Annotated in this window: 12 protein-coding genes; 6 read left to right on the top strand and 6 right to left on the bottom strand. The window is 63.7% G+C overall.

Going from position 1 to position 12,078, the window contains the following annotated elements; genetic code table 11:
• Nucleotides 1-137: 137 nt before the first annotated feature.
• From ACOABP_RS16675 to ACOABP_RS16695, 5 genes are all read right to left on the bottom strand, one after another.
• Nucleotides 138-932 carry a peptidylprolyl isomerase gene (locus tag ACOABP_RS16675; RefSeq protein ID WP_474226249.1) on the bottom strand — a complete coding sequence of 265 codons (795 nt, stop codon included), beginning with the start codon at nt 930-932 and terminating at the stop codon, nt 138-140.
• A gap of 35 nt (nt 933-967) precedes the next feature.
• A complete protein-coding gene (locus ACOABP_RS16680; RefSeq protein ID WP_474226251.1) occupies nt 968-1,252 on the bottom strand; it encodes a BolA family protein in 285 nt (94 codons plus the stop codon).
• A 41-nt stretch (nt 1,253-1,293) separates the two neighbouring features.
• Complete coding sequence (locus ACOABP_RS16685; protein WP_474226253.1) at nt 1,294-1,848, bottom strand: septation protein A; 555 nt, start codon at nt 1,846-1,848, stop codon at nt 1,294-1,296.
• Between the two features lie 94 nt (nt 1,849-1,942).
• Nucleotides 1,943-2,350: a peptide-methionine (R)-S-oxide reductase MsrB gene (msrB, locus tag ACOABP_RS16690; protein WP_066738078.1), complete on the bottom strand. Its 408-nt coding sequence runs from the start codon at nt 2,348-2,350 to the stop codon at nt 1,943-1,945.
• A gap of 46 nt (nt 2,351-2,396) precedes the next feature.
• The gene (locus tag ACOABP_RS16695) at nt 2,397-3,956 is read right to left on the bottom strand and encodes a protein adenylyltransferase SelO (protein WP_474226254.1); all 1,560 of its coding nucleotides are present in this window, start codon (nt 3,954-3,956) and stop codon (nt 2,397-2,399) included.
• A 443-nt stretch (nt 3,957-4,399) separates the two neighbouring features.
• Here ACOABP_RS16695 and ACOABP_RS16700 point away from each other — a divergent pair, with 443 nt between their 5' ends.
• The 6 genes from ACOABP_RS16700 (at nt 4,400) to ACOABP_RS16725 (ending at nt 11,303) form a co-directional block, all read left to right on the top strand.
• Nucleotides 4,400-6,028, top strand: a complete 1,629-nt coding sequence (locus ACOABP_RS16700) for a 3-(methylthio)propionyl-CoA ligase (protein WP_474226256.1) — start codon at nt 4,400-4,402, stop codon at nt 6,026-6,028.
• Between the two features lie 162 nt (nt 6,029-6,190).
• Nucleotides 6,191-7,450, top strand: a complete 1,260-nt coding sequence (locus ACOABP_RS16705; RefSeq protein ID WP_474226258.1) for a branched-chain amino acid ABC transporter substrate-binding protein — start codon at nt 6,191-6,193, stop codon at nt 7,448-7,450.
• A gap of 105 nt (nt 7,451-7,555) precedes the next feature.
• On the top strand, nt 7,556-8,503 hold the full coding sequence (locus tag ACOABP_RS16710) for a branched-chain amino acid ABC transporter permease (protein ID WP_066738071.1): 948 nt from the start codon (nt 7,556-7,558) through the stop codon (nt 8,501-8,503).
• A gap of 3 nt (nt 8,504-8,506) precedes the next feature.
• Nucleotides 8,507-9,820 (top strand): branched-chain amino acid ABC transporter permease, encoded by a 1,314-nt coding sequence (locus ACOABP_RS16715; RefSeq protein ID WP_474226260.1) that lies wholly within the window; start codon nt 8,507-8,509, stop codon nt 9,818-9,820.
• The gene (locus ACOABP_RS16720) at nt 9,817-10,593 is read left to right on the top strand and encodes an ABC transporter ATP-binding protein (protein WP_474226262.1); all 777 of its coding nucleotides are present in this window, start codon (nt 9,817-9,819) and stop codon (nt 10,591-10,593) included. Before ACOABP_RS16715 ends, ACOABP_RS16720 begins: the two co-directional genes overlap by 4 nt.
• Entirely contained in the window at nt 10,590-11,303 is a 714-nt protein-coding gene (locus ACOABP_RS16725; RefSeq protein ID WP_474226264.1) for an ABC transporter ATP-binding protein, read from the top strand. The genes ACOABP_RS16720 and ACOABP_RS16725 overlap by 4 nt, the downstream gene beginning before the upstream one ends.
• Nucleotides 11,304-11,312: 9 nt before the next feature.
• Here ACOABP_RS16725 and ACOABP_RS16730 read toward each other — a convergent pair whose 3' ends face one another.
• The gene (locus tag ACOABP_RS16730; RefSeq protein ID WP_474226265.1) at nt 11,313-11,753 is read right to left on the bottom strand and encodes a hypothetical protein; all 441 of its coding nucleotides are present in this window, start codon (nt 11,751-11,753) and stop codon (nt 11,313-11,315) included.
• Nucleotides 11,754-12,078: the final 325 nt, after the last annotated feature.

The following is a 12,078-nucleotide window of genomic DNA, read 5'->3' on the forward strand; positions in this document are numbered from 1 at the left end:
AGCTTTCAGATATTACTGAGGGCGGAAGGGCGATGGAACCCACAAACTGCACCAGAGTGTTACCGAGCGCGCCAAAGCGCACGTCCAAAAGAAAAACCGGCGCACAGGCGCCGGTTTTTTATGTCAAGGCAACGCGATTACTGGATCTTTGCCTTGTCCTTGAGCGACTTCATCATCGCCTGGAACTGCTCGCGCTGCCATGCCTGGTCGCCCATCAGCATTTGCTGGAGCTGGGGCTTCACTTCCTCGAACGTCGGGATCTTCTGGTCGCGCACGTCCACGAGTTCGATGATGTGCCAGCCAAACTGGGTCTTGACCGGCGTATCGGTCATCTGGCCCTTCTTCAGGCCGGCCATGGCTGCGGAGAACTCGGGTACGTAGCTGCCGCTGTTGGCCCAGTCCAGGTCGCCGCCATTGGCTGCCGAGCCGGTGTCCTTCGACGATGCCTTGGCCACGTCCTCGAACTTGGCGCCGGCCTTGATCTTGGCGATCAGTGCCTTGGCGTCCGCTTCCTTTTCCACCAGGATATGGCGGGCGTGGTATTCCTTGCCGTTGCCGAACTGGCCCTTGATCTTCTCGTATTGCTTGCGCAGTTCGTCGTCGCTGGCACCATGGGTGCGGACGTAGTCCTCGAATACGGCGCCAGCCAGCACGTTCAGGCGGGCCTGTTCCAGCTGGTCCTGAATGTCGTCACGTTGCAGGATGCCGCGCTTGGAGGCTTCCTGTGTCAGCAGTTCCCGGTCGATCAGCATGGTGCGGGCACGGTCGCGCAGTTCGGGCGAGGCGGGCTGGCCGGTGCCGGCGATCAGCTTGTCCACCTTGGCCGACGGGATGGGCTTGCCATTCACAACGGCGGCGTTCTGGGCGAACACGGGCAGGCTGCCAGCAGCGAGCACAGCCGCCAGGCTGAACGAGAGGACGGTGGTCTTCATGGAGTCAGGTCTGAGAGTAGCGAGAGCGCGTCGCGTCATGCTTCGCGGGATTGATATTCTTGGTCGGTGTACGCGCTGACGGCCAGCGCATGGATTTGCGAGGGGAATAGTTCGCGCAGCGCATCATACACCATACGGTGACGCGTCACGCGCGAATGGCCGGCGAACCGGTCACTGACGATCAGAACGTTGTAATGGCCCCCACCCGACGCCGCGCCGGCGTGGCCCGCATGGGCCGCGCTGTCATCGTGAACGTGCAGATGGGAGGGGTCGAGCGCCGCACGCAGCAGCGCGTCGATGGTGGCGGGATCGGCTGCCATCGGTAGTCCTTCGGGAATGTGATCGGGGCGGGCGGTTCCGTCTATTCGGAGCGGCCTTCCTGCGAGGGGGTTTCCTCGATATGGCGCGACAGCCAGATGCTCTGCGCCACGATGAAGACGACCATCAGGCCCATGCTGCCGAACAGCTTGAAATTGACCCAGGTGTCGGTGGAAAACTGGTAGGCCACATACAGGTTCAGTACGCCCATCGCGGCGAAGAACGCGGCCCAGGCGACGTTCAGGCGGCCCCACATGGCGTCCGGCATCGTGACCTGCTTTTCCATCATGGCGCGGATCAGGTTCTTGCGCCAGCCGATGACCGAGCCGATCAGCGTGACCGCGAACAGCCAATAGAGCACCGTTGGCTTCCACTTGATGAACGTTTCGTTGTGCAGCACGATCGTCGCGCCGCCGAACACGCCAATGATCAGCAGGCTGACCCATTGCATCGGCTCCACCTTGCCATGGCGGATGCGCACCCAGGCAATCTGCAGCACCGTGGCCACGATGGCCACCGCGGTGGCCGGATAGATGCCGAACAGCTTGAAGGCGACAAAAAACAGGATGACCGGGAACAGGTCGAACAGGAATTTCATGCGGACCAAATCAGGTTGGCGAACCCGGCACGTGGCCGGGCTTGCTGGCAATCCGCCGGGCGGATTGGACGTGGCGTCCGGTGTGCGGGTGGCGTCACCCGCGATCAGCCGGATCGCGATCGTCGAATTTTAGCGCAGCCGAGTTGATGCAATAGCGCAGGCCGGTCGGGGCGGGGCCATCCTCGAAGACATGGCCCAGGTGGCTGCCGCATTCCTTGCAGCGAACTTCCACCCGCGTCATGCCGTGGCTGTGGTCCACATGCTCGGCAATCACCTCGCCGTTGATCGGGCGGAAATAGCTGGGCCAGCCACAGCCGGCATCGAACTTGGTGGCCGACTCGAACAGCGGGGTGCCGCAGCCCACGCAATGGTAGATGCCCTGGTTCCAGTGGTCCCAGTAGCGACCCGTGAACGGGCGCTCGGTGGCAGCCTCGCGCGTCACGCGGTACTCGATGTCGGACAGTTGGTCACGCCATTCGGCGTCGGTCTTGGTGGTGGTCATCTCGTTTCCTTGGTGCGATTCCCGGCTGGCAGGCCGGCTGCCTGGCTTACGACGAACAGCTGACTTCGAGTCCCGACGCCCAGTCGGGCGGCAGGGCGGCGTAGTGTTCCGCCTCGGGTTGTTCGTCGAACGGTTTCGACAGCACGCCCAGCAGGCGGTCCACTTCCGAGAAATCCTTGTCGCGCGCGGCACGGATCGCGGTTTCGGCCAAATGATTCCGGAGCACGTATTTCGGGTTGACTTGGCGCATTGCAACCCCGCGTGCGTCATCGTGCGACGGGTCGGGCTGTTCCGCCTGCAGCCGGGCGCGGTATTCGGCTGCCCAGGCATCCCAGGCGGCGCGGTCCAGGAACAGGTCGCGCACCGGTGCGTCGCGCGAGCCGTCCTGCGAGCCCACCTGGGCCAGGTTGCGCCAGAACAAGGTGTAGTCCACGCGGTTGGCATGCATCACGCGGAACAGGTTCGTCATCAGCGTCTCGTCCTGCTCGTGGGCGGTACGCAGGCCAAGCTTGGCGCGATAGTGGCGGAAGAAGGCCTCGGCATAGCGGTCGCGGAACGGGTCCAGCGCTTCGCGGGCTGCCTCCACGGCAGCGTCCTTGGCGGCTTCGGCATCGGCGGCGTCCGCGTCGCGCCACAGCGGCAGCAGGGCCTGGGCCAGGCAATGCAGGTTCCAGAAGGCGATCTGCGGTTGCTGGCTGTAAGCGTAGCGGCCCTGCTGGTCGGAATGGTTGCAGATATGGTTGGCGTCGAACGCGTCCAGGAAGCCGAACGGACCATAGTCGATGGTCAGGCCCAGGATCGACATGTTGTCGGTGTTCATCACGCCATGGCAGAAGCCCACCGCCTGCCAGTGCGCCACCATGTCAGCCGTGCGCAGCGACACCTCGCGCAGCAGTGCCTGGTACGGGCTGGCGGCGTCGCGACAGGCCGGGTAAAAGCGGTCGATCACGAAATCGGCCAGCTGCTTCAATGAGGTGTGGTCCTCGCGGGCGGCGAAATGCTCGAAATGGCCAAAGCGGATGAAGCTCGGCGCCAGCCGCGTGACCACAGCCGATGTCTCGATGGTTTCGCGCCGCACGGGGGCATCCGACCCAATGATCGCCAGCGCCCGCGTGGTGGGCACGCCCAGCGCGTGCATGGCTTCCGAGCACAGGTATTCGCGGATCGACGAGCGCAGCACCGCGCGGCCATCGGCCATGCGCGAGTAGGGCGTCAGGCCGGCACCCTTGAGCTGGATCTCCCACGGGCCGTCGGGCATCGCAGCCTCTGCCAGGCGGATGGCGCGGCCATCGCCGAGCTGCCCGGCCCAGACGCCGAACTGATGGCCCGAATAGACCGTGGCAAGCGGGTCTGCCCAGTCCGGCACGGCATTGCCAGCAAAGGTGTCGATGAACTTGGGGTCCTGCGTGGCGGCGTGCAGGCCATCGTCATCCCAGCCCAGCAAGGCCGCAGCTGCGGGCGCCACGCTGACTACATAAGGCGAAGGCAGCTCGGTCGGCGCCAGCCGCGTGAAAAAGCGTTCGCCCAGCGCCGCCATGCCCGGCTCCGTGGCGAACGGTACGGGGAATGTCATGCGGGGCAGGGCGTCGTTGGATTCGGTTGGCATCAGATGCACTGGCTAGGGGCGGGTGGGTGGCCTGTGAATGCGCTCGGTTCAGTCTTGTCCGTCGGCCATGCGGGCCAGTCTGCGTGCCGCGCCGTGGCGCGTGGTGTTCGCGTGTACATAGACGGCGTGCATGACGCTAGGGGAAAACGACATATTGAGACGCATCAGGGCTCGCAGTATTGTACTTGCACCGGTTTTCCCCTGCCGGCCAAGGGTTGTCCGCTGCTCGTAGACCAGTCAAAAAACGACGCAAATGTTGGACATCAATCCCGTGCATGTCAGGGTCAGCGAGTGGGTTTCGAAGAAGGCGTCCCACTACGCGTCAGTCCACCAACAACACCAACAAGTTTCTTCATTTTTTGTCGATGCTTTTGCAGGGTGTGGGATAGTCGGCCAAAAATAAGAACGGTTGTTCGTTTTTCTCGAACCAAGGAGACCGTTTCATGGCATTGATGGGTCAAATGATGAGCGCGCCGCTGCTCATTTCCTCCATCATCAGGCACGCTGCGCGCTACTACGGCAGCACCGAAATCGTCTCGCGGCGAACCGAAGGCGACCTGCACCGATATACCTATCGCGACTGTGAACTGCGCGCCCGCAAGGTGGCCCAGGCCCTCGAGGCACTGGGCGTGGCGCAGGGCGACCGCGTGGGCACGCTGGCCTGGAACGGCTACCGGCACCTGGAGATCTACTACGGCGTGTCGGGCATGGGCGCCGTCTGCCATACGATCAATCCGCGCCTGTTCCCGGAGCAGATTGCCTATATCGTCAACCACGCCGAAGACCAGTTCATCTTCTTCGATGCCACGTTCCTGCCGCTGGTGGAAGGCGTGGCGCCGCACTGTCCGAACGTGAAGGGCTGGGTCATGATGACCGACCGCGCGCATATGCCGGCGGAATCGAAGATCGACCTGCTTTGCTACGAAGACCTGATCGACGCCCACGATGGCGCGTACGAATGGCCGGAATTCGACGAAAACCAGGCATCGAGCCTGTGCTACACGTCGGGCACCACCGGCAATCCCAAGGGGGCGCTGTACTCGCACCGCTCGACCGTGCTGCATTCGTATGCCTCGGCGCTGCCCGATGCGCTTGGCTGCTCGGCCAAGGACGTGATCCTGCCCGTGGTGCCGATGTTCCACGTCAACGCCTGGGGCCTGCCGTATTCGGTGCCGCTGGTCGGCGCCAAGCTGGTGTTTCCGGGCGCCAGGCTCGACGGCGCGTCGCTCTACGAACTGTTCGAGCAGGAGGGCGTGACCTTCTCGGCCGGCGTGCCCACCGTCTGGCTGGGCCTGCTGCAATACGTGCAGGCCAACAAGCTCAAGTTCTCCACCTTCCGCCGCACGGTGATCGGCGGCTCGGCCGCGCCGCCTGCGATGATCCGCACGCTGGAGGCGTTCGATGTGGAGGTCATCCACGCCTGGGGCATGACCGAGATGTCGCCGTTGGGCACATCGTGCAAGCTGCTGGCGCGCCACAAGGGCCTGTCCGAGGATGAGCGCCACAAGATCCTCGAGAAGCAGGGCCGGGTGATCTACGGCGTGGACATGAAGATCGTGGACGGCGAAGGCCAGGAGCTGCCGTGGGACGGCAAGGCTTTCGGCGACCTGCTGGTGCGCGGCCCGTGGGTCATCGACCATTACTACCGCAACGACAACAACCCACTGGTGGATGGCTGGTTTCCCACCGGCGACGTGGCCACGATCGACGAAGAGGGCTTCATGCAGATCACGGACCGCAGCAAGGACGTGATCAAGTCGGGCGGCGAGTGGATTTCGTCGATCGACGTCGAGAACGTGGCCGCGGCCCACCCGGCCGTGCATATGGCCGCCTGTATCTCGGCGTACCACCCCAAGTGGGACGAACGGCCGCTGCTGGTGGTGGTCAGGCGCCCCGGGATGGACGTTACGCGCGAGGAACTGCTGGGCTTCTTCGAGGGGAAGGTCGCCAAATGGTGGATTCCCGATGACGTGGCGTTCGTGACGGAGATTCCGCTGACGGCCACCGGCAAGATGCAGAAGCTCAGGCTGCGCGAGCAGTTCAAGGACTACAAGCTGCCCGGCGCCGCCTGAGGTTCGCGCCCCGGAATCTCAGGACTGACAAGGCAGCAGCAGGCATTTGCGGTGTCCCGCCAGGGTGGTCCGATGGCGGTCACAACGCAGACGCGGCGGCCCGGCGCGAGGAGGGCACGGGCCGCCGCCCATCGCCAATGACAACAAGTGAAGGAGACAGGTATGACAAGGTTGCGTCCGCTGGTACGAGGTGTGGCTGCAGTTGTTGCTCTGGGTTCCGTGCTGGCATCGGGCGCCGCGGCGGCCGATACGGTAAAGATCGCCTTCATCGATCCGTTGTCTGGGCTGATGGCCCCGGTGGGGCAAAACCAGCTCAAGAGCTGGCAGTACGTGGCTGACGTGGCCAACCAGAAAGGCTGGGGCGGGGCGCACAAGTTCGAGGTGGTGGGCTTCGACAACAAGCTGAGCCCGCAGGAAAGCCTGACCATCCTCAAGCAGGTGGTCGACCAGAATATCCGCTACATCGTGCAGGGCAACGGCTCGTCGGTGGGCCTGGCGCTGGAAGACGCGGTCGCCAAGCACAACGAGCGCAACCCGGGCAAGGAAATCGTCTACCTGAACTATGCCGCGGTGGACCCGGACATGACCAACAGCAAATGCAGCTACTGGCATTTCCGGCTGGACGCCAACTCCGACATGAAGATGGAGGCCCTGACCACGTACCTGGCCAAGGACCCCAACGTCAAGAAGGTCTACCTGATCAACCAGAACTACTCGTTCGGCCACCAGGTGGCGCGGGCGGCCAAGGACTACCTGAAGCGCAAGCGGCCTGATATCCAGATCGTTGGCGAAGATCTGCACCCGCTGGCACAGGTCAAGGATTTTGCGCCGTACGCGGCCAAGATCAAGGCGTCGGGCGCCGATACGGTAATCACCGGCAACTGGGGCAGCGACCTTGCCCTGCTGATCAAGGCGGGCAAGGACGCCGGCCTGCCGGTCAACTACTACACCTACTACGCCGCCACGACCGGCGTGCCCACGGCCATGGGCGCGGCCGGCGCCGAGCACGTCAAGTACGTGGGCTATTACAACCCGAACAACGCCACCTTCCGCGGTGGAGACATCGTCGAGGGGTACAAGAAGAAGTACAACGACGACTTCTACGTGATGGCGTCGTACACGGGCGTTGCCATGCTGGCCAAGGCCATCAAGGACAGCGGTTCCACCGATCCGGTCAAGGTGGCCAAGGCCATGGAAGGCCTGAAGGTGGAAAGCATGAACGGCACCGTGGAAATGCGTGCCAGCGACCACCAGGCCCAGCAGCCGCTGGTGGTGGCTACCTGGACCAAGGTCAACGGCAAGGACATCAAGTACGACCAGGAAAACACCGGCTTTGGCTGGAAGACCAATGCGACGCTTGACCAGTTCGTGGCCGCGCAGCCCACGTCGTGCCAGATGAAGCGGCCAGGCAGCGGAAGCTGACACCGCGGCAGGTGGAAAGGGGTTCCCCGCCACGCGGGAACCCCTGACAATATGGCTTTTGTCGGGTCAGGCTCCGGCTCCGGGAACAGGCCCTGAGGACTTGCCGTGGAATTCTTCATCATCTCGCTACTGAACGGCGTCAGCTACGGCTTGCTGCTGTTCATGCTGTCATCGGGGCTGACGCTGATCTTCAGCATGATGGGCGTGCTCAATTTCGCCCATGCCAGCTTCTACATGCTGGGTGCCTATTTTGCCTACACCATCGCCACCAAGCTCGGCTTCTGGCCGGCGCTGATCCTGGCGCCGCTGCTGGTGGCCGGAGCCGGGGCGCTGGTGGAGCGCTTCGGGCTGCGCACCGTCCACAAGTACGGCCACGTGGCCGAACTGCTATTCACGTTCGGACTGGCCTACCTGATCGAGGAAGGCGTCAAGCTGGTCTGGGGCCTGGCTGCGGTGCCGTATCGCATCCCGGCCGAACTCGACGGGCCGCTGTTCACGGTCTTTACCTCGTCGTTCCCCAAGTATCGGGCGTTCATGATGCTGGTATCGCTGGGCATGCTGGTAGCGATCTACCTGGTGCTGACGCGTACGCGTATCGGCCTGGTCATCCAGGCGGCGCTGACCCACCCCGAGATGGTCGAGGCATTGGGCCACAACGTGCCGCGCGTATTCATGATGGTGTTCGGCGGCGGGGCGGCGCTGGCCGGCCTGGCGGGCGTGATTGGCGGCAACGCCTTTGTCACCGAGCCGTCGATGGCGGCGGCCGTCGGGTCGATCGTCTTCGTCGTGGCGGTGGTGGGCGGCATGGGCTCGCTGGTCGGGGCGTTCATCGCATCGATCCTGATCGGGGTGCTGCAGACCTTCGCGGTGACCATCGATGCGTCGCTGGCAGGCCTGTTCGGCAGCTTCGGCATGGCCGTTACCGATGCCACGCCATTCAGTTCGGTCTGGAAGCTCACCGTGGCGCAGGTGGCGCCCGTGCTGCCGTACCTGCTGCTGGTGGTGATGCTGATATTCCGCCCACGCGGGCTGATGGGCACCCGGGAGAGCTGAGCGATGGAGTCGACGACGATGCAACAAAGCTCCCAGCCGGTGGTGACCGGCCGCACCCTGCGCTACCGCCCGCTGAACCTGGCGCGCTGGATCATCTGGACCACCACGGCCTTGCTGATGCTGGTGATGCCGCTGGGCTTCAGTGGCGGGTTTGCCGTGACGCTGATGTCCCAGATGGGCATCATGATCATCTTCGCGCTGTCGTACAACATGCTGCTGGGGCAGACCGGCATGCTGTCGTTCGGGCATGCCGTCTACTCGGGCCTGGGCGCGTTTATCGCGGTACATGTGCTGAACATGATCGGCGCGGGCAAGGTCTGGCTGCCGGTGTCGATGCTGCCGCTGGTGGGCGGGCTGGCCGGCGCGTTCTTCGGCGTGCTGTTCGGCTACGTAACCACGAAGAAATCCGGCACCACCTTTGCCATGATCACGATGGGTATCGGCGAGATGGTGTTTGCCAGTTCGCTGATGTTCCCTGATTTCTTCGGCGGCGAAGGGGGCATTTCCACCAACCGCGTGGTCGGCGATCCGATCCTGGGCATTACGTACGGCCCGGGCCGGCAGGTCTACTACCTGATTGCGATCTGGTGCTTCCTGTCGATGGTGGCCATGTACGCCTGGACCCAGACGCCGCTGGGCCGTATCGCCAACGCGGTACGGGACAATCCCGAGCGCGTGGAATTCATCGGCTACAACACCCAGCGCGTGCGCTACCTGGTGCTGATCCTGTCGGCGTTCTTTGCCGGCATCGCCGGCGCGCTGTCGGCCATCAACTTCGAGATCGTGTCGGCCGAAAACGTCAGCGCCGTCCGTTCCGGCGGCGTGCTGCTGGCCGCGTTCATCGGTGGCGCGGGCGTGTTCTTCGGCCCGGTCATCGGCGCCATCGTCTTCACGCTGTTCGCCGTGGCGCTATCGGACCTGACCAAGGCCTGGCTGCTGTACCTGGGCCTGTTCTTCGTGGGCATGGTGATGTTCGTGCCGGGCGGCATTGCCAGCCTGCTGCTGATGCAGTTGCCGCTGGTGGCCAAAAAGCAGTTCGGCCGCATGCTGCCGTCGTACGCACGGGCTGGCGTGGCGGGCCTGGTGCTGCTGGCGGCCATGATCCTGACAGTGGAGATGGTCTACAAGGTGCAGGTCGATAGTGCCAATGGCACGGCCATGTCGCTGCTCGGCATCGGATTCGACGCCGGCACGCTGCTGCCGTGGATCGTGGCGGCAGCGCTGTGGGCGGTGGGCTATGCGGCATGGCGCTGGGCGGCGGCAAAGGTGCGCGCCGAACTGGACGCCATACAGGCGGAAACGGGAGGCCTGGCATGAACGCCGCACTCGAACTTTCGGATGTCCGCAAGCGGTTCGGGCAGACCGAGATCATCCGGGGCGTGACGCTGACCATCGGCAAGGGCGAGCGGCATGCGCTGATCGGTCCAAACGGGGCCGGCAAATCGACCACGTTCAACCTGATCTCGGGCCGGTTCGCGCCCACCTCGGGGGCGGTGAAACTGAACGGCCAGAGCATTGCCGGGCTACGGCCGTTCGAGATCAACCGCATGGGCCTGTCGCGCAGCTTCCAGATCACGAATATCTTCCACCGGCTGTCGGTGTTCGAGAACCTGCGCTGTGCGGTGCTATGGTCGCTGGGCTACAAATATTCGTTCTGGCACCGGTTGTCGGCGCTGCGCGACGCAAAGGAGCGGGCCGACGAGGTGCTGGAACTGATTGGCATGCAGCACCGCCGCAATACCCAGGCCGGGCTGCTGACGTATGCCGAGCAGCGTGCGCTGGAGATCGGCATCACCATCGCTGGCGGGGCCGAGGTGATCTTGCTGGACGAGCCCACGGCCGGCATGAGCCGGTCGGAATCGGACCATGCCGTGGAGCTGATCCGCAAGGTGACCGTGGGCAAGACGCTGGTCATGGTGGAGCACGACATGAGCGTGGTGTTCGGCCTGGCCGACCGTATTTCGGTGCTGGTGTATGGCGAGGTGATCGCCACCGACACGCCCGAGGCCATCCGCAACAACCGCCGCGTCAAGGAGGCCTACCTGGGCACCACGCTCGACGAACCCGCGCTGGCAGGAGCCCACGAATGAGCAAGCCCATGCTGGAAGTCACCGGCCTGCACGCCTACTACGGCAAGAGCCATATCCTGCACGGCGTCGATGCCCATGTCGACGAAGGCGAGATCGTGGCGCTGCTGGGTCGCAACGGCGTGGGCCGGTCGACCATGGCCAAGGCCATCCTCGGCATGGTCAAGGCCGAAGGGTCGGTACGCTTTCGTGGCGACGAGATCCTGGGGCGCCGCACGTTCGAGATTGCCCATGCCGGGATTGGCTATGTGCCCGAGAACCGCGACATTTTCCCGACGCTGACCGTGCGGCAGAACCTGCTGCTGGGCGAGAAGCGCAATCCGCGCCAGCAGAAGCCACGCTGGAGCGTGGAGGATATGTACCGCATGTTCCCCCGGCTCAAGGAACGCGAGAACACGTCGGCGGGCGTGCTGTCCGGCGGCGAGCAGCAGATGCTGACGCTGTGTCGGACGCTGATGGGCGACCCCGACCTGATCCTGATCGACGAGCCCACCGAGGGCCTGGCGCCGATGATCGTCACGCTGGTGGGCGACTTCCTCAAGACGCTCAAGGAGCGCGGCGTATCCGTGCTGCTGATCGAACAGAAACTGGCCATCGCACTGGATATCTCGCAGCGCGTCTACGTGATGGGCCACGGACATATCGTGTTCGAAGGCACGCCGACCGAACTCAAGGCAAACGCGCAGATCCGGAAGGAGTGGCTGGAGGTGTAAAGACGCCGGTCATCGAGACGGCAAGTACGCGTAGGCCACGCCGATCGCGGTGATGGCGAAGAATGTGGCGCACCATGGCCACCAGCGCGTATCGCAACGCCTGGGCAACGCCACGGCCGTAAGTGCAGGCAGTGCAGCGGCCAGGTAGGCCAGCATCGTCCAGAAGTATTCGTTGTGTATGCCCGCAATCAGATGCCGGACCATTCCCTGTGCCACCAGGATTGCCAGCCCGGCAACGGCCATTCTCGCAAAACGCTCGGTAGCAGACGCGTAGCTGGATGTTCTTGCCATATTTGATGAAGGTGTCCACGAAGTCTTCGCGACCATTGTCCGGATGTCGTCGGTGCGTCCGGTGAGGCCGAACCTTGTGCGATGGGCCTCCGTTAGCAGCATCCGCAGGTGCCGACTTCTCTCGATGTCCCGTACGACATCACTCACCAGGAAGCTCATCCGTTCCTTCCATTTGTCAAAGTGGTTGCCGGACGGTATCGAATATCGGCCTGTGTTCCATTGGCGGTCGTCAAGCAGCGGGATGTGAGCGTCATCGCACCAGCTGAATGACGCCGTGGTCCGGGATTTGGAGGCCTGCCTCGAAAAACTTGCTCGCCTTCGGGTGCTCGAATTCAAAGTGGTGTTTGCGGCATAAATTACGAATTCGATGCCGGATCCCTACGGGTTCCCCCTGAGGGTTTCAGCCCCGTCGCAGGATCAACATGAACGGCGGATAAAGCTGCCATGAAGGCCGCGCATGACGGCCCTGACATGGTCGAAAATT

It is taken from the genome of Cupriavidus sp. HE11, from assembly GCF_056097175.1.

What these genes read in the sequence shown, in the direction of transcription:
- ACOABP_RS16705 (WP_474226258.1), top strand. Translation starts at nt 6,191, where the DNA reads ATGACAAGGTTGCGTCCGCTGGTACGAGGTGTGGCTGCAGTTGTTGCT.
- ACOABP_RS16695 (WP_474226254.1), bottom strand. Translation starts at nt 3,956, where the DNA reads ATGCCAACCGAATCCAACGACGCCCTGCCCCGCATGACATTCCCCGTA.
- msrB (WP_066738078.1), bottom strand. Translation starts at nt 2,350, where the DNA reads ATGACCACCACCAAGACCGACGCCGAATGGCGTGACCAACTGTCCGAC.
- ACOABP_RS16725 (WP_474226264.1), top strand. Translation starts at nt 10,590, where the DNA reads ATGAGCAAGCCCATGCTGGAAGTCACCGGCCTGCACGCCTACTACGGC.
- ACOABP_RS16730 (WP_474226265.1), bottom strand. Translation starts at nt 11,753, where the DNA reads ATGAGCTTCCTGGTGAGTGATGTCGTACGGGACATCGAGAGAAGTCGG.
- ACOABP_RS16700 (WP_474226256.1), top strand. Translation starts at nt 4,400, where the DNA reads ATGGCATTGATGGGTCAAATGATGAGCGCGCCGCTGCTCATTTCCTCC.
- ACOABP_RS16720 (WP_474226262.1), top strand. Translation starts at nt 9,817, where the DNA reads ATGAACGCCGCACTCGAACTTTCGGATGTCCGCAAGCGGTTCGGGCAG.
- ACOABP_RS16675 (WP_474226249.1), bottom strand. Translation starts at nt 932, where the DNA reads ATGAAGACCACCGTCCTCTCGTTCAGCCTGGCGGCTGTGCTCGCTGCT.
- ACOABP_RS16715 (WP_474226260.1), top strand. Translation starts at nt 8,507, where the DNA reads ATGGAGTCGACGACGATGCAACAAAGCTCCCAGCCGGTGGTGACCGGC.
- ACOABP_RS16685 (WP_474226253.1), bottom strand. Translation starts at nt 1,848, where the DNA reads ATGAAATTCCTGTTCGACCTGTTCCCGGTCATCCTGTTTTTTGTCGCC.
- ACOABP_RS16680 (WP_474226251.1), bottom strand. Translation starts at nt 1,252, where the DNA reads ATGGCAGCCGATCCCGCCACCATCGACGCGCTGCTGCGTGCGGCGCTC.